Annotated in this window: 16 protein-coding genes; 7 read left to right on the top strand and 9 right to left on the bottom strand. The window is 35.3% G+C overall.

Annotated elements, in window-relative coordinates; translation table 11 throughout:
* Nucleotides 1–50: 50 nt before the first annotated feature.
* Both B0A66_RS02640 and B0A66_RS02635 read right to left on the bottom strand, forming a co-directional pair.
* Complete coding sequence (locus tag B0A66_RS02640; protein WP_089048297.1) at nt 51–449, bottom strand: hypothetical protein; 399 nt, start codon at nt 447–449, stop codon at nt 51–53.
* Between the two features lie 5 nt (nt 450–454).
* Nucleotides 455–1,333 carry a protease complex subunit PrcB family protein gene (locus tag B0A66_RS02635; RefSeq protein ID WP_089048296.1) on the bottom strand — a complete coding sequence of 293 codons (879 nt, stop codon included), beginning with the start codon at nt 1,331–1,333 and terminating at the stop codon, nt 455–457.
* A gap of 173 nt (nt 1,334–1,506) precedes the next feature.
* Here B0A66_RS02635 and rmuC point away from each other — a divergent pair, with 173 nt between their 5' ends.
* From rmuC to B0A66_RS02615, 4 genes are all read left to right on the top strand, one after another.
* Nucleotides 1,507–2,880, top strand: a complete 1,374-nt coding sequence (rmuC, locus tag B0A66_RS02630) for a DNA recombination protein RmuC (RefSeq protein ID WP_089048295.1) — start codon at nt 1,507–1,509, stop codon at nt 2,878–2,880.
* A 24-nt stretch (nt 2,881–2,904) separates the two neighbouring features.
* A complete protein-coding gene (locus tag B0A66_RS02625; protein WP_089048294.1) occupies nt 2,905–3,456 on the top strand; it encodes an acyl-CoA thioesterase in 552 nt (183 codons plus the stop codon).
* Nucleotides 3,457–3,515: 59 nt separating this feature from the next.
* Nucleotides 3,516–3,914 carry a VOC family protein gene (locus B0A66_RS02620; protein WP_089048293.1) on the top strand — a complete coding sequence of 133 codons (399 nt, stop codon included), beginning with the start codon at nt 3,516–3,518 and terminating at the stop codon, nt 3,912–3,914.
* Nucleotides 3,915–4,134: 220 nt separating this feature from the next.
* Nucleotides 4,135–4,671 carry a YceI family protein gene (locus B0A66_RS02615; RefSeq protein ID WP_089048292.1) on the top strand — a complete coding sequence of 179 codons (537 nt, stop codon included), beginning with the start codon at nt 4,135–4,137 and terminating at the stop codon, nt 4,669–4,671.
* Nucleotides 4,672–4,675: 4 nt separating this feature from the next.
* Here the strand turns inward: B0A66_RS02615 and B0A66_RS02610 are convergent, their stop codons facing one another.
* Complete coding sequence (locus B0A66_RS02610) at nt 4,676–5,587, bottom strand: TIGR01777 family oxidoreductase (protein WP_089048291.1); 912 nt, start codon at nt 5,585–5,587, stop codon at nt 4,676–4,678.
* Nucleotides 5,588–5,685: 98 nt separating this feature from the next.
* Between B0A66_RS02610 and B0A66_RS02605 the strand changes: the two genes are divergently transcribed.
* From B0A66_RS02605 to B0A66_RS02595, 3 genes are all read left to right on the top strand, one after another.
* The gene (locus tag B0A66_RS02605) at nt 5,686–6,345 is read left to right on the top strand and encodes a TetR family transcriptional regulator C-terminal domain-containing protein (RefSeq protein ID WP_089048290.1); all 660 of its coding nucleotides are present in this window, start codon (nt 5,686–5,688) and stop codon (nt 6,343–6,345) included.
* Nucleotides 6,345–7,649, top strand: coding sequence for an ABC1 kinase family protein (locus tag B0A66_RS02600; RefSeq protein WP_089048289.1), 1,305 nt, complete (start codon nt 6,345–6,347; stop codon nt 7,647–7,649). The genes B0A66_RS02605 and B0A66_RS02600 overlap by 1 nt, the downstream gene beginning before the upstream one ends.
* A gap of 1,665 nt (nt 7,650–9,314) precedes the next feature.
* Nucleotides 9,315–9,860 (top strand): hypothetical protein, encoded by a 546-nt coding sequence (locus tag B0A66_RS02595; protein ID WP_089048288.1) that lies wholly within the window; start codon nt 9,315–9,317, stop codon nt 9,858–9,860.
* Between the two features lie 467 nt (nt 9,861–10,327).
* Here the strand turns inward: B0A66_RS02595 and B0A66_RS02590 are convergent, their stop codons facing one another.
* The 6 genes from B0A66_RS02590 to B0A66_RS02565 form a co-directional block, all read right to left on the bottom strand.
* The gene (locus B0A66_RS02590; RefSeq protein WP_089048287.1) at nt 10,328–11,623 is read right to left on the bottom strand and encodes a cryptochrome/photolyase family protein; all 1,296 of its coding nucleotides are present in this window, start codon (nt 11,621–11,623) and stop codon (nt 10,328–10,330) included.
* Entirely contained in the window at nt 11,623–12,099 is a 477-nt protein-coding gene (locus B0A66_RS02585; RefSeq protein ID WP_089048286.1) for an SRPBCC family protein, read from the bottom strand. The genes B0A66_RS02590 and B0A66_RS02585 overlap by 1 nt, the downstream gene beginning before the upstream one ends.
* 134 nt (nt 12,100–12,233) lie before the next feature.
* Entirely contained in the window at nt 12,234–12,674 is a 441-nt protein-coding gene (locus B0A66_RS02580; protein ID WP_089048285.1) for a sterol desaturase family protein, read from the bottom strand.
* Between the two features lie 18 nt (nt 12,675–12,692).
* Entirely contained in the window at nt 12,693–13,532 is an 840-nt protein-coding gene (locus tag B0A66_RS02575; RefSeq protein ID WP_089048284.1) for a phytoene/squalene synthase family protein, read from the bottom strand.
* A 3-nt stretch (nt 13,533–13,535) separates the two neighbouring features.
* Nucleotides 13,536–15,002, bottom strand: a complete 1,467-nt coding sequence (locus B0A66_RS02570) for a phytoene desaturase family protein (RefSeq protein WP_089048283.1) — start codon at nt 15,000–15,002, stop codon at nt 13,536–13,538.
* 36 nt (nt 15,003–15,038) lie between these two features.
* Complete coding sequence (locus B0A66_RS02565; RefSeq protein WP_089048282.1) at nt 15,039–15,938, bottom strand: MerR family transcriptional regulator; 900 nt, start codon at nt 15,936–15,938, stop codon at nt 15,039–15,041.
* Nucleotides 15,939–16,051: the final 113 nt, after the last annotated feature.

The raw sequence follows: 16,051 nt of genomic DNA, 5'->3' as shown, positions 1-16,051 counted from the left end.
AAAATAAGTGAATTTACTTCTGTAAAAATAACAAATTTTAATTTACAAAACTACCTTTTAAAGATAGATCTGCTAGTATCTTCACCGTTGCATACGATTGTTAAATTCTGATTATCAAGATTTTCGATAACATAGGTTTTGCCTTCAAAGGTAATCAGGTCATGTTCTGAATTATCAAGAACACTTATTCCTTTTGAAAGTTCATAAGCGCTGTTTCTGATTTCGATATCGTCTTTGTAAGTTATGATTCTTCCATCCTCTGTAAAAACTATTTTTTTCTTGTAGCCATTAGTCTTAGGCGTAGCGATATAAGGATTATTTGGTCCGCCAATAGATTTTTCCCATGTCCATTTATTGATAATGGAACCTGAATTTACTTTGGTTGAATCTAATGAATAAACAGTAGAAAACAGACCAAATGTTATAAAAAGCAATACTAACTTTTTCATGATTATTATTTTAAACTTTTAATTTTTTCCTGAATTTCTTTTTTAAAGGCTTTTATCTCTGCACTTTGATCTTTGGTGTCATGATTGTCAATAAAAACTTTGGTTACTTTATTCCCCTGACGAAGCTGAAAGTATACACCGCCCTGATCTGATGCGTCCGGTGAGCCATACGTTTTTGTTTCTTCCGTAAGTTTCAGTATTTCGGTAGGGACAGTTTTAAGAAGCGCTGTATAATCTCCTTTTTTGGTTGTGCTTGTGTATTTGTATTGATCGAAGTTATAGTTTCCTGCCGCCACATCCTGAAATTTAAGTATGCTGAAATCATTTATCTGGTAAAAATTTCTGCAGTCTTCACCGATGCATTTATTAGCAAAAGTTCCAATAACAATATTGTCTTGATTCTCTGTAACTTTAGTAAAGACAAAAAGTTTAGCCGTTTTTGGAACTAATAAAAAAGTAGACGGATAAGTTGGGGTTCTTGTTATTTCTTCTCCGGTTTGAGGCGATTTTTCATAATAATTTACAACAATCTCGCATTTATTTTCAGTAAGCGATGCCACTTTTATTTCATAACCATTTGTTGGTTTCTGTCCTGCATAAATGCTTACTAAAAGTTCTTTAGAAAAATCTATAGTCGAATCTCCGGCATCCGGGCAAGAGTTTTCGTGTTTTGTAAAATTGGCATCCAGTTTTTCCTGTGAATCAATTACTACAGCAAGTGGATTTGTTTGTAAAGTCTTAGGAGCGTAGTGGCACAAAAGTGGAACTCCAGTAAAAGATACATTTTCATAATTTCCGCAATCAGCAGGAACATCGTCATTATTACTCAGTGAGCAAGCATTTAATCCTAAAGCTATAAATAAGTATAACAGTATTCTTTTCATCGTATAATTTTAGTTACTTTATATTTACAAGATGGTAATCTTTAAGAAAGGTTGCGTGAGTTCCCATTTTTTATTTTCAATTAATTTAGAATTGAGATTTATTATTAAAAATTTGATTCTAAAAATTCTGTCTTCTTTTATATTGTGTATTTTTACTAAAAAACAAGTTTAGAATGATTGATATCCTCCCGTTTATCTTGGGCTTTGTTATTGCTTTATTTTTAGGTATTTACCTGGGAAAAGCCCTTTTTTCAGCAAAATCCAAAACAGAAATAGTGAGTTTGGAAGAGCGTTTAAATGCAAGTATCAATCAATTGCAAGTGCAGAAAAATCAGTTTGAAAGCGATAAAGTTAATTTCGAAAAGCAATTGCATTTAAGCTATTCAGAGAAAGAAAATATCCGTACAGAAAAAGACAGCCTTGCTATTCAGCTTTCTAAAAAAGAAGTAGATTTTGAAAACCTTTGGGAACGCCACAAAGAGCAAAAAAGCGAAATCAACGAACTACAGGACAAGTTTACCAAAGAATTTGAAAACTTAGCCAATAAAATTCTCGAAGAAAAATCGGCAAAATTTACCGAGCAGAACAGCGAAAACATGAAAAGTATCCTCTTGCCTTTGCAGGATAAAATTCACGGTTTTGAGCAAAAAGTAGAACAAACCCATAAAGAAAGTATCGATTATCATGCAGCTCTGCGTCAGCAAATTGTTGGTCTAAGCGAAATGAATGCTCAAATGAGCAAAGAAACCTTAAACCTGACCAAAGCACTAAAAGGCGACAGTAAAATGCAGGGAAATTGGGGAGAGCTGGTTCTGGAACGTGTTTTAGAAAAATCAGGTTTAGAAAAAGGACGAGAATATGAAGTACAGCAAAGTTTTACCACAATAGATGGCAATAAAGTTTTCCCAGATGTGGTAATCAATTTGCCGGACGGTAAAAAAATGATTGTTGATTCTAAAGTATCTCTGGTTGCGTATGAAAAATGGGTTAACGAAGAATCGGAAATACTGAAAATTGATTTTTTAAAAGAGCATGTCAACTCCATCAAAAGGCATGTGGAACAGCTTGGTAACAAAAACTACCATGATTTGTATCAAATAGAAAGCCCTGATTTCGTATTGCTATTTATTCCAATAGAACCCGCTTTTGCCATTGCACTAAACGAAGATGCCGCTTTATACAACAAAGCATTCGATAAAAATATAGTAATCGTTACGCCAAGTACATTATTAGCAACATTGCGAACCATCGATAGCATGTGGGCAAATCAAAAGCAACAGGAAAATGCTTTCGAAATCGCCAGACAAGCAGGAGCGCTCTATGATAAGTTTGAAGGTTTCGTTGTGGATTTAGTAAAGATTGGAAACAAAATCAAGGATACCAAAACAGAATACGAAAATGCCATGAGCAAGTTGGTTGATGGTAGAGGTAACCTGATTTCGAGTGTCGAAAAATTAAAGAAAATGGGAGCAAAGGCTAAAAAAGCACTTCCTGAAAATATCGTGACGAGAGCATCGATTGAAGACGAGAATCAATTGTTGCAGTAAAAAATAATATTAAAAATAAAAAACATGACTGGAGATTTTAAACCCGTTTCTTCCTCAAAAATTAGTATATCAGAATTAATGCTGCCATCGCACACCAATTTTAGCGGTAAAATTCACGGAGGTTATATTTTGCAATTACTGGATCAGATTGCTTTTGCTTCTGCATCAAAGTTTTCCGGAAACTATTGTGTAACGGCTTCTGTCGATACTGTGAATTTTTTAAAGCCAATAGAAGTAGGGGAATTGGTAACTATGAAAGCTTCTGTAAACTATGTTGGAAAAAGTTCTATGATTGTTGGAATTCGCGTCGAAGCCGAAAATATTCAGACTGGAGTAGTAAAGCATTGTAATTCTTCGTACTTTACAATGGTTGCGAAAGATAAGGAAGGCAAAAGTGTGCAGGTTCCGGGACTTATTTTATCTAATTTAGATGAGGTACGCCGTTTTAGAAAATGTATCAAGCAAATCGAATCTAAAAAAGAAGTAGAGGAACATGCTAAAATTACCAATATTAACTCTATCGAAGATTTGGCAAGTTTAGACAAGTACAATGTTTTGTTGGAGATTGGATTGTAGTTATACCTGAAAATTGGCAACATACAAGCAGATTGTTAAACTAACTAAATGAAATTAAAATGATAAAATTTGGATATACAATTTTATACGTTGAAGATGTAGAAGCATCGATTACGTTTTATGAAAATGCATTTGGCTTTACAAGAAAATTTATTGCTCCCGGAAATGATTACGGAGAACTGAGCACAGGAGAAACCACGATTTCATTTGCTTCAAAAGGTTTGGCAGGTCAAAATCTTCCGGAAGGTTTTCTAGAAAGCAGTTTAGAAGACAAACCTTTTGCAATAGAATTAGGTTTTATAACAGATGATGTTCCGGAAACAGTACAAAAAGCAACTTCTTTTGGAGCCGTATTGGTTAGCGAACCCAAACAAAAACCTTGGGGACAAGTTGTAGCGTATTTAAGAGACTTAGACGGATTTTTAATCGAAATCTGTACAGAAGTAGAAGCTTCTTAAAAGTTATAATCTGAAACGATATTGGCTATATAACATTTCACAAATATTTAGCACAAAATCCGTGAGGGCGAGTGGCAGAATTTCGTAACTTTAAAGTGCTATGTACTAAATGAGTACATTTTACGGAATACTGCCATTCTGTTTTTTAAGATCAACCATATTTTTTTTCTAGATTTTCTTAGAAAGTTGGAATGACATAATTGTTTAATTGCTGACGATTATGAAAAAAACTACCTTAATGTTACTTTTTACTGTATTTTCAATAGGAGCTCAGGATAAATTTAAAACCAGCACGGCGATTGTAAATTTTGAAGCTTCTGTCCCTCTTTTCGAAGAAGTAAAAGCAGTAAATAAGCTCGGAACTATTGTTCTGGAACCTCAAACAAGCACGCTCATTTGTGCTGTTATCATCAAAGATTTCGATTTTAAAATGGACTTAATGAAAGAACATTTTAACGATAATTATGTAGAAAGCCATCGTTTTCCAAAAGCCGTCTTTAAAGGTAAGATTGAAAAATTTGACCTAAAAGATATCTGTGAAACAGACAAAGAATTTGAAGTAAAAGGGAAAATGTACCTTCATGGCAAAATGAAACTCATTACCGTCAAAGCCTCAATGAAAAAAGTAGAAGGCGGTATTGCGATAACCTCTAATTTTCCGCTTACGATAGCTGATTTTAATATTGATATTCCGTATGTGGTGGCCAATAAAATTTCAAAGACAGTTCATACCGATTTAAGCGGCATTATGAAATAGCATTCTAATGCACACACAACGAAAGTGCAGCTTCTAAATTGGTATATTGAAATTGAAAACCGGCTTTCTGTAATTTTTCAAACGAAACTCTTTCTCCTTTTAAAACCGCATCGCTCATTTCGCCTAAAGCTATTTTGAGCAAAAACTCCGGAACTCTGGGTAACCAAAGTGTGTAGCCATAAACATTGGCTAATGTTTTAGATAGTATTGCGTTTGTTGTATTGTCTGTAATGGCAGCATTATAAGAATGATGCATAGCAGGATCAACTATGGCTTTTAGATATATTTGACATAAATCCTGAATGTGAATCCAAGGTACATATTGTTTTCCTGTACCTAAAATGGCGCCAAAGCCAAATTTGAAACTGGGAGCCATTTTTTTTAAGAAACCTTCATTTTTACCCAAAACAATTCCGGTTCTTATTTTTACAGTTCTAATATTGAGTGCACCAATTTGGTCAACAGCTTCTTCCCAAGTTTGACACGTACTGCCTAAAAAATCATTGGCAGGATCGCTTTCTTCCGTTCGGATTTCTTCGCTTGTCTTAGCGCCATAGATACCAACTGCAGAAGCAGAAACAAAAGCGTCCAGTATTTTATTATTCTTTTTTAAAACAGAACCAATAAGGTCGATTGGTTTTACCCTGCTTTCCAGTAACTCTTTTTTACGTTTGGCTGTCCAGCGTTTTTCTACAATTCCTTCACCGGCAAGATGAACAATATAGTCCGCTTTTAGAATGGCTTCTTCTTCAATAAAATTGCGATCAAGATCCCATTTGTAATACGTGATTTCAGGAGTGTTTTTTCTTTCAGAACGGCTTAAAACAGATACAGAAAATCCGTTAGCAATAAGTAGATCAGTTAGATACTTGCCTATAAAACCTGTTCCTCCGGTCAATAATACATTTTTACTCATAATAGTTTATCATATATTTAACAGCCAATTTTGTTTAGGGATACGTAAAGATACTTAAACATTGTTTACCTTTAAGGCAAATTTTAAATTTTAATAAAATGGCAACTAAAAAGAAGATAATCAGTAAAGAAGATATCGTTTCAATCTACATGGAAGAGGTTTTAGAGAAGGGACAGAAACCAAAATCAGTTTATCATTTTGCCAAAGAACATGATTTTACCGAAGCTGAATTTTATACTTTTTTTGGAACATTAGAAGGCTTGGAAAAAGAAATATTCAGATTGTTTTTTGCCAATACAATCGATCTGCTACATCAAAATAGCGATTATTTGGCGTATGATATGAAAAACAAAATGCTGAGTTTTTATTTCACCTTTTTTGAGATTCTTACCGCCAACAGAAGTTATGCGTTGCAGGCACTTAAATTTGATCGAAATCCATTAAAGAATCTGGTACAGCTTACCCTGCTTCGTGATAGTTTTAAAGAATATGTTGCCGAAATCCTGACCGATGATTACCGCTTAGAACAAGAGAAATTTCAAAAGTTTCAGGAAAAAGGAATTCAGGAATCAGCTTGGCTGCAATTAATGCTCACACTAAAATTCTGGATGGAAGATGCGTCTCCGGCATTTGAAAAAACAGATATTTTTATTGAGAAATCAGTAAATGCCTCTTTCGAACTTATGAATGTAGCACCCATAAATCATCTTATCGATTTTGGGAAATTTATTTTTAAAGAAAAAATATACAGCAAGTAATGAAAACAATCGATTATATACCAACCTCAAAAATTGAACGAGCCAGCAAATTGGTGCAAACCGGTGCAAAAGTAGGCGTAAACTACATCAAGCATTACGCCGAAAAAATGGTAAATTCAGATTTGACCCGCGATAAACTCAACGAAAATAATGCCGAGGATATTTATGACGGACTAAAAAGCCTAAAAGGAAGTGCGTTAAAAGTTGCTCAAATGCTCAGCATGGACAAAAACTTCCTTCCGCAAGCCTACGTAGAAAAATTCTCCTTGTCGCAATTTTCAGTTCCACCACTTTCAGCACCGTTAGTATTGAAAACGTTTAAATCTAATTTCGGAAAAACACCTTATGAGATTTTCGACGAATTCAATGCCAATTCAATCAATGCAGCAAGTATTGGTCAGGTGCATTTAGCGGTCAAAGATGGTAAAAAGCTAGCTGTTAAAATTCAGTATCCCGGAGTTGCCAACAGCATTTCGTCAGATTTGGCTATGGTAAAACCCATCGCAATCAGAATGTTTAACCTTCAGGGAAAAGACTCCGATAAATATTTTAAAGAAGTCGAAGACAAACTAATTGAAGAAACCAATTACCTGCTCGAACTTCAGCAAAGTCAGGAAGTTGTGACTGCGTGTAGTAAAATCGACAATTTACTTTTTCCAAGCTATTATCCGGAATTTTCTTCAGAGAAAATCATTACCATGGATTGGATGACGGGAATTCACCTTTCGGAATTCACCGCAAAAAATACCGACAAAGCCGTTGGCGATACACTTGGTCAGGCATTGTGGGACTTTTATATGTATCAAATTCATGTATTGCGCAAAGTACATGCAGATCCGCATCCAGGAAACTTTTTGGTCGACGATCAAAATAACCTGATTGCTTTAGATTTTGGCTGTATGAAACAAATTCCAAATGATTTTTATGTGCCTTATTTTGAGTTAATCAACAAAGATATCATTACCGATACAGCACTTTTTAATGAAAAATTATTCGAATTAGAAATACTTCGTCCAGACGATTCTCCTGCAGAAATCGAATATTTCACCAGCATGTTTCATGATTTGTTGTCCTTGTTTACCAAACCTTTTCAGGAAGAAACCTTTGACTTTTCAGATGAAACTTTCTTCGAAAATATCGCGAAACTAGGCGAACGATTTTCAAACGATACCAATCTTAAAAAAATGAACGGAAATCGTGGTTCTAAACACTTCATCTACATGAACCGTACATTCTTTGGACTGTACAATCTAATGTTTGATCTAAAAGCTAAAATAAAAGTAAATAATTATTTGAAGTATTAGGAGCTTAATCCAGCTATTCGTTTTACACGTTGCTATACCTAACAGGTCTTGGAGACCTGTTAGGAAATGTAATTGAGACAGGTTATCCTAACAGGTTTTAAAAACCTGTTAGGTATTTATGAAACTCAAAAAGCTAAAATAAAGTAAATAATTATTTGAAGTATTAGGAGCTTAATCCTGCTATCCGCTATATCTTTTGTGGCGAACCCCGCCACAAAAGGATGTCGCTTCTATCAGGGCTAGGGATTCAGTTTTTACTAGAATGTCATAACCACAATCTTGTCATCCCGAGGTACGAGGGATCTCCGCAAGAAACTAACGCAACGTTTATTTAGCATGTCGAGCTACTAACGGAGATCCCTCGTACCTCGGGATGACAAGATTGCGGGTAATTCTGCTCGTGCAAGCATCTTGCTCGTTCACAGAAATCTTATTTAAACTTTTTTCAGGACGAGACATACCTAACAGGTCTTGAAGACCTGTTAGGATAACGGATCTCAACTACATTTCCTAACAGGTTTCAAAAACCTGTTAGGTATCTGGGAAATTTACTCTGCTCGCGATAGCAACTGAAAACTTTATACAAAGGTCTTACTGGTTAAATACTTATGTTTCCATAACCTTGTAGGTATTTGACTTATTTTTATTAGGTTTTGTTTATAAAGAGCCATAGGCTCGGCAGATATTGTAGAGCCGGATTTTAATCCGGTTTTGTAAATAGAATAGAAAAAAGATCCATAGGATCGACCGATATCACGCATGTTTACGCAAAGCAAATAAAATGGATCGTTCCTATGGAACTTTAGATGTGGTTGCTATTTAAACAACGGATTAAAATCCGTTGCTACAAAATCGATCGTTCCTACGGAACTTTGAAAAGAATGCTCGACAGGTAAATATTGAAAACTATTTCACGTAAACTATCCACAATCTTATTTAAACTTATTTCAGGACGAGACATACCTAACAGGTTTTTAAAACCTGTTAGGATAACGGATCTCAATTACATTTCCTAACAGGTTTCAAAAACCTGTTAGGTATCTGGGAAATTCGTTCTGCTTGCGATAGCAATGGATAATTATATATAATTGATTTGTAAGTATTTATATCTATAATATAAATTTATTTACAGAAAAAGCCTTTTACTATTACGAACGGTTGCCTGTTTTTCTTATATTTGCTTTTAATCCGTCAGGATTGTATTTTTGCGATTCTTCATATAAAACATTTGAAGCATTCGCTTTGAATCTCGTTATCAAAAACTGGTAATTTTAGCACACGAGATGATAAGTAAGATGCTCACGTCTTTGGCGTGGGCTCACTTATTCGTGTGCGGGTATACCAGTACCTTGATAGCGTTTAAGATGAGTTCCGCGCCTTTTTTTATGCTCTAAACTCTCCTTACATTCTTAGCGTTATTTCTTTTGTTTTAAGTTTTGCATTACAAAGTCGAATCTTTAAAAAGTAATAACTGTGAAATAAAATTTTATCCCCTTTATGCTCATTAAGCCGTTTACTTAATACATAAAAAATGATCCTCTACCATTGTCGCCAAACTAGTATAGAGGATCGTAGCTAATTATATTATCGTCAAATTAACTTATCCAATATTATGAATAATTTTTCATTTTATTAGGATGGGCAAACGCTTTATATCGTTTCCGCATGAAAAAAAATAAAATATCTTTTGAAACTAATTTCTGGGCACATCACGAATTAGAAAATCCTTTTGAAGTCATTGATACCTTTTTGGGTTCCGAAAGTCTGGCTTTCTTCAAACAGACCCTAAGCGAAATAGTATTTTACAGAAGTAAAGACGAAGTCTACCAAAAAGAATGTCCCGGAGATGTGTTCTTTACCTACACTGCTTTTCGATCCTTTCTCAGAGCGTGCTCAGCCCTGCAGCACAAAAGCAAGAAATGGAAGGTTACGGCAGTATCCGCAGAAAGAAGATCCATTCTTTCTTTGGCTTCCTTAACAATCGAAGAATACGAAAATCCTTTTGCGGTGTTCGAAAATGCCTTTGCAGAACACTCCTTGGCCGATTTCGAATTCTTCCTCTGCGAAGTAATTCATCTGGCATTACGTCCCACTATTGTAGAATTCGATTCTGATTTGCTTACGCCTTATATCCATATAATTAAAATGCTCGATGCAAGTCAGTTATTACTCGAAAGTCAAGTTGAAAAAATTAAAAGTAAAGAGCCATAGGCTCGGCAGATATTGTAGAGCCGGATTTTAATCCGGTTTTGCAAATAGAATAAATAGAAAAAAGATCCATAGGATCGACCGATATCACGCATGTTTACGCAAAGCAGATAAAATGGATCGTTCCTATGGAACTTTAGATGTGGTCGCTATTTAAACAACGGATTAAAATCCGTTGCTACAAAATCGATCGTTCCTATGGAACTTTGAAAAGATTGCGTGGGAAAACTTTATAAATAGACCTTTATCAAAGTTTTGAAACTTTGTCAAATGTCTTACTTGTTAAACACTCAGATTTCGGAATTTATTTCAAAATTCCCGCTTTAAACGTTGCTATACCTAACAGGTCTTGGAGACCTGTTAGGAAATGTAATTGAGACGTGTTATCCTAACAGGTTTTAAAAACCTGTTAGGTATTTGCGAAAACTATACTAAAGATCGTTAATCGTTAACTACTTAGAATTCAAAGTTTATTTCAAAATACCCGCTTTATACGTTGCAATTGCTCTGTCTCTCGCAAAGGCATGATCGATCATAGGTTCGTTGTAACCCAAATCAAATTCAGGAATCCATTTACGAATGTAGATCGCTTTTTCGTCGAATTTCTTTTGTTGAATTTCGGGATTGAAAACTCTAAAGTATGGTGCTGCATCGCAACCTGTACCGGCAGCCCATTGCCAGTTTCCAACATTGGCAGCCAATTCAAAGTCTAATAATTTTTCTGCAAAATACGCTTCGCCCCATTGCCAGTTGATCAATAAATGTTTGCACAAAAAGCTAGCTACAACCATGCGAACTCGGTTGTGCATATATCCGGTTTCATTAAGCTGACGCATTCCGGCATCGACCATAGGATAACCTGTTGTTCCGGAACACCATCTTTTGAAATCATCTTCGTTATTGCGCCATTGAATGCCGTCGTAAGCAGGTTTGAAATTATGATTTACAACACGAGGAAAACTAAAAAGGATTTGAATAAAAAATTCTCTCCAAATAAGTTCACTCAAAAACGTTTGATTTTTTTTGTTCGCCCAGTTTACCAATTTCCGAATGCTTACAGTTCCAAAACGCAAATGCGGTGAAAGATAAGAAGTACCATCGAGAGCCGGAAAATCACGGGTTTCTTTGTAATTGGCAATTTGAGTTAAATTATGCGGAACCACTTTTATAGTACTTCTTTCAAAGCCAATTGTTTTTAGATCCGGGAAACCGAATTTGTTTTTGCTGAAATTCGAAAACAAAGGTTTTGTGTCGTATTCTAAGGCTTGTCCTGCCAAGTGATATCTTTCAAGCCATTTGTTTTTGTATGGCGTGTAAATCGTGTACGGAAGTCCATCAGCTTTTGTGATTTCTTTCTCTTCAAAAATGACATGATCTTTAAACGAAAGAACTTCGATGTTGTGTTTTTTTGCGATTTCAGCAATGGCTAAATCACGTTTTATAGCGAAGGGTTCATAATCTTTGTTAAAAAAGATTTGCTGAACATCAAATTCTTCGATAAGCGATTGCCAGACTTCCTGTGTTTTTCCTTTTTTTATTAAGATCGAAGAATCTAAAGCAGCAAGCTGTTCGTTTATGTTTTGTAATGAATCGTATATAAAACTTACGCGTGCATCGTTTTTGGGAAGGTTTTCCAGAATGTCATCGTCGAAAATAAACAACGGAATTACAGGAAAATCAGATTGTAAAGCATTATACAATCCAACATTATCGTCGAGACGCAAATCGCGTCGGAACCAGAAAAGGGTAATTTTTTGTTTTGTCATTATAAAGAAGCGGTTTTTTTAGCGCCAAATATTCCGTCAATGATTTGATAACGGTGATCAAAAATGGTTTTGAGTTTGTTTTTTACAACGAGTGTATTCATCAAGCGTCCCAGGTAACCAAAGGGCAATGCATAATGTACAACGTCTGTCATTTTTGTTCCGTTTCCGCTTGCTTCAAAAAAGTGTTTGTGGTGCCATAAAGTATATGGACCAAAGCGTTGCTCGTCTATAAAATAGTCGTTTTCTTTTGAAACGGTTATGATAGTGACCCAATTGATCTTGATTCCCAAAAGTGGTTTCAAAGTGTAGGTAATGATTTGTCCGGGATACATGCGCTTTCCGTCAAAATCCTCAATGACGAAACTCATATCTTGTGGTGTGATCGTTTGCAGGTTTTTTGGACTTGAAAAAAAGTCCCAGCAATCTTCGACGCTGGCATTTATATGCTGTACTGATTCTATTTTATATACTTTCATAATCTCGATTATTACTTGTGACTTTGTTGCTTGCGTTAGGGGGTGAAGTGGAGCTCTTTTTGTGACAGGCTTTTTAGACTGGCACAAAAAAGCGGGAACGGAAGACCCGACCTTTAGGGAACGCCCAAATAATGCTACATTTTATAATACTTGAAGGGAACAAACAACATTCCGAAACATTCTCCGTGTTCTTTGCCAAGGTGTTTGTGGTGAATTTTATGTGCTTTACGCAGTCCAATAAGGTATTTGTTTTTAGTGTTTTTGAACCATTTAAAACGCTGGTGAATGAGAACATCGTGAATTAAAAAGTAACAAATTCCGTAAGAAGTAATACCACAAGCGATAAAAAACAGGTAATTGAATCCGCCTTGTACACCAAAGAAAAAAAGTGTGATGCTTGGAATGGCAAATATGACAAAGAAAATGTCGTTGCGCTCAAAGGTATGTTCGTATTTTGGCTGATGATGATCAGCATGAAAATACCACATAAGTCCGTGCATAATATATTTGTGCGTGAGCCAGGTGACACATTCCATGAATAGAAATACACCAATATAGATTAAAAATGAAATCATTTTGTATTTTTTGAATTGCTATACTAATTTTAGTTTATACGTTACAAACGATTGTGCCAGAAGGCTTGCTTTGGTGTAATTGGAAACACGGATTCTGGAACTTCCTATTTCGTAATACGGTGTGTTTTTGAGTTTTTTCAAAAGTTTTTTGTAATAAACAAAAGCGGTGTAAACGCCAAATTGTGCTTCTATTGGAAGTTTTAGAATACCTTGGTAGGCAACTCTAAAGTCTTCTTCGATTTCGTTGATGATCGTTGTTTTTGCATTTTCATCAAAAGATTTTAAATCGACACCCGGGAAATAGTTGCGGTTTAATACCAAATTATCATCTTTTAAATCTCTCAAAAAATTGACTTTCTGAAATGCAGAACCCAATCGCATGGCTTCATGTTTAAGCTGTTCGTACTTTTGATCTTTTCCGGCAACAAAAACTTTTAGACACATCAATCCCACAACATCTGCAGAACCGTAGATATAGTCTTCGTATTCGGTTTGTGTGTTGTAGGCTGTTTTTACCAGATCTAGTTTCATGCTTTTTAAGAAAGCCTGAATAAGATCGTCGGTTATATTGTATTCTTTTACAGTATGCTGAAAGGAGTTAAGAATAGGATTGAGGCTAATGCCCATTTCCATTGCTTTGTAATATTCTTTTTCGAAATCGTTGATGAGGTATTCTTTGTCGTAGTCGTGAAAAGAATCTACAATTTCATCAGCAAAACGTACAAATCCGTAAATGCTGTAAATGGCATCTCTAATGCTTGGTGACAGCATATAAACTGCCAACGAAAATGAAGTGCTGTAGTTTTTGGTAACCAGCCTGCTGCATTTGAATGAGGTATTGTCGAATAGTGATTTCATTGTTTACGATCTAAAAGATTTTTGAATTAGCTCAGCTACTAATTTTCCTGAAATTAAAGCAGGTGGAACACCTGGCCCCGGAACAGTTAACTGCCCTGTAAAATATAAATTGGCTACTTTTTTACTTTTTAATTTTGGTCGTAAAAAGGCAGTTTGTAATAATGTGTTTGCCATTCCGTAGGCATTTCCTTTGTAGGCATGATAATCTGTTACAAAATCATTCTTACAGAAAGATCTCTTAAATATAATATTATTTTTGATGCTTTGTTGTGTAAGTTGCTCAAAACGAGCAACTATTTTTTCAAAATAGGTTTCACGCAACGTTTCGCTATCTTCAATTCCCGGTGCTAAAGGAATCAGGAAAAATCCGCTTTCCATTCCCTCAGGAGCTGCTGTAGCATCTGTTTTAGAAGGAAAGTTGGCATAGAAAAGAGGTGCGTCCGGCCATTTAGGATCATCGTAAATGTCTTTGGCATGCTGGTTGAAATCGACATCAAAAAATAAGGCATGATGCGATATGTTTTCTATTTTTTTATTGAAACCAACAAAAAAGAGAAGAGACGAAGGTGCAAAAACACGGCTGTCCCAATATTTTTCAGAATACATTCTGTGTTCTGCATCCAGCAAGGATTCGGAATGGTGGTAATCGGCACCGCTTAAAACGATGTCTGCTTTGATGTGCTGCCCGTTTACAATGATTCCGGTTGTCGTTTTGTTTTCGACAACTATTTTATCAATTGGTGCATTGGTTTCAAATCGTACGCCCAATTCTAAAGCTAGTTTTTCGATTCCTTTTACCACATCGAACATACCTGTTTTAGGATGCCAGGTTCCCAGACCAAAATCGGCATAATTCATAAAATTATAAAACGAAGGTGTTTTGGTAGGTTTGGCTCCTAAAAACAAAACCGGGAATTCAAGTATCTGAATCAGTCTTTCGTTTGTAAACTGCTTTTTGATATCGTGGCTCACGGTGCTAAAAAACTGATCTAGTTTCAAAGCAGTCTGAGGCGTAATTAATTCTAACGGAGAAACTCCGGGACGATACACCAAATCCTTGATCGCAATGTCATAATTGCTTTTGGCTTTGTTGATGAAGTTTTGGAGTTTTGCACCGCTTCCAGCTTCGATGCTTTCGAAAGTGGTTTTGATTTCCTCTAAATTATCGTAGATACTTATAAAATCATCTACTCCAAAATAAACGCGGTAAGCGGGATTTAGCTTGATAAGCTCGTAATAATCAGATGGATTTTTACCGAAATCATTAAAAAAGCGTTCGAATACATCAGGCATCCAGTACCAGCTTGGTCCCATGTCGAAGGTAAAGCCGTCTTTTTTGAATTGTCTTGCTCTGCCGCCTATCGTTTCGTTTTTTTCATAGATCGTAACAGTATTACCTTGTTGCGCGAGGTAACATGAAGCGGCTAGGGAAGAGAAGCCAGATCCTATTATTGCTATAGTTTTTTTCATTTGTCTAACAAATGTACGAAAACTTTAAACAAAAAATCAGATATGTTGCACTGTTTCTTCCATGGAATCAAAAATTCGAATGCGCTCTGGAAGATTTTCTCTTTCGATGTGTTCTGTCATATTTCCCATTAACCAAATTTCGTTAGTGTCTAACAATAGTTTTTGTGCCATCGAGTTTACATATTGGTTTATAATGCTGCGATCTGGCTGAATAGTCATGAAAGAAATAAAAGTAATATTCTCAAAATGTCTGGTCAGGTCTTCTAGATTTTCGATCGGCATGCTTTCGCCCAAATAAATGGTTTTGTAGCCATGCGACAGGATTTCATATTGTAAATATAAAAGTCCGATTTGATGAATTTCATTTAAAGGTAATGAAAGTACAAAAACACGATCTGTTTTTGTTGGTTTTAGTATTTGAAGCCCTTCTGTGTAAATTAGGATTTTTTGCTTAATGAGGTGACTCATGAAGTGTTCATTGGCGGGCGTAATCGTTGCGGATTGCCATAAAAGCCCCAATTCTTTTAGCAGTGGTAAAAAATGATCTTTAAAAACTTCTTTGAACGTTTTTTCGGAAATCAGCCAGTCAAAAGTATTAAAGAATATTTCCTGATCAAAATTCATCATCGCCATTTTAAAAGACGTTATGGAGTAATTTTGAGCATTTTTTTTCGAGATAATTTCACGAACCAACTGCGGTATTTTTTCTTCAGAAAAAGTAGATATTTTAGATATTTTATAACCGTACTCGTGTAACAAAGTGATATTTAGAAGTTTTTGTAAACTCTCTAAGTTATAAAGTCTGATGTTAGTGTCCGTTCGCATAGGTTCAAGAATGTTGTATCTTTTTTCCCATATACGAATCGTATGCGCTTTTATTCCAGATAAGTTTTCAAGGTCTTTTATGCTGAAAACCGTCTTTATGTTGTTTATCATTCTTAGGTTTTTGGATAAACAAAAATAGGATAAAATATTAGTATTATTTTCAAAACTTAATTAAAATCATACAAACCTTAATGTAACCTTCTTAGAGAAGCTTTTGGTCTTTT

The organism is Flavobacterium hercynium (assembly GCF_002217285.1).
GTDB classification, from domain to species: Bacteria; Bacteroidota; Bacteroidia; order Flavobacteriales; family Flavobacteriaceae; genus Flavobacterium; species Flavobacterium hercynium.
This window is presented reverse-complemented; position numbering and strand designations above follow the sequence as displayed.

Excerpts from the sequence above, each read along its gene's own strand:
- B0A66_RS02585 (WP_089048286.1), bottom strand. The coding sequence starts at position 12,099 with ATGAAAGTATATAAAATAGAATCAGTACAGCATATAAATGCCAGCGTC.
- B0A66_RS02605 (WP_089048290.1), top strand. The coding sequence starts at position 5,686 with ATGGCAACTAAAAAGAAGATAATCAGTAAAGAAGATATCGTTTCAATC.
- B0A66_RS02620 (WP_089048293.1), top strand. The coding sequence starts at position 3,516 with ATGATAAAATTTGGATATACAATTTTATACGTTGAAGATGTAGAAGCA.
- B0A66_RS02575 (WP_089048284.1), bottom strand. The coding sequence starts at position 13,532 with ATGAAATCACTATTCGACAATACCTCATTCAAATGCAGCAGGCTGGTT.
- B0A66_RS02625 (WP_089048294.1), top strand. The coding sequence starts at position 2,905 with ATGACTGGAGATTTTAAACCCGTTTCTTCCTCAAAAATTAGTATATCA.
- B0A66_RS02615 (WP_089048292.1), top strand. The coding sequence starts at position 4,135 with ATGAAAAAAACTACCTTAATGTTACTTTTTACTGTATTTTCAATAGGA.
- B0A66_RS02635 (WP_089048296.1), bottom strand. The coding sequence starts at position 1,333 with ATGAAAAGAATACTGTTATACTTATTTATAGCTTTAGGATTAAATGCT.
- B0A66_RS02595 (WP_089048288.1), top strand. The coding sequence starts at position 9,315 with ATGAAAAAAAATAAAATATCTTTTGAAACTAATTTCTGGGCACATCAC.
- B0A66_RS02580 (WP_089048285.1), bottom strand. The coding sequence starts at position 12,674 with ATGATTTCATTTTTAATCTATATTGGTGTATTTCTATTCATGGAATGT.
- B0A66_RS02600 (WP_089048289.1), top strand. The coding sequence starts at position 6,345 with ATGAAAACAATCGATTATATACCAACCTCAAAAATTGAACGAGCCAGC.
- B0A66_RS02565 (WP_089048282.1), bottom strand. The coding sequence starts at position 15,938 with ATGATAAACAACATAAAGACGGTTTTCAGCATAAAAGACCTTGAAAAC.
- rmuC (WP_089048295.1), top strand. The coding sequence starts at position 1,507 with ATGATTGATATCCTCCCGTTTATCTTGGGCTTTGTTATTGCTTTATTT.
- B0A66_RS02590 (WP_089048287.1), bottom strand. The coding sequence starts at position 11,623 with ATGACAAAACAAAAAATTACCCTTTTCTGGTTCCGACGCGATTTGCGT.
- B0A66_RS02570 (WP_089048283.1), bottom strand. The coding sequence starts at position 15,002 with ATGAAAAAAACTATAGCAATAATAGGATCTGGCTTCTCTTCCCTAGCC.
- B0A66_RS02610 (WP_089048291.1), bottom strand. The coding sequence starts at position 5,587 with ATGAGTAAAAATGTATTATTGACCGGAGGAACAGGTTTTATAGGCAAG.
- B0A66_RS02640 (WP_089048297.1), bottom strand. The coding sequence starts at position 449 with ATGAAAAAGTTAGTATTGCTTTTTATAACATTTGGTCTGTTTTCTACT.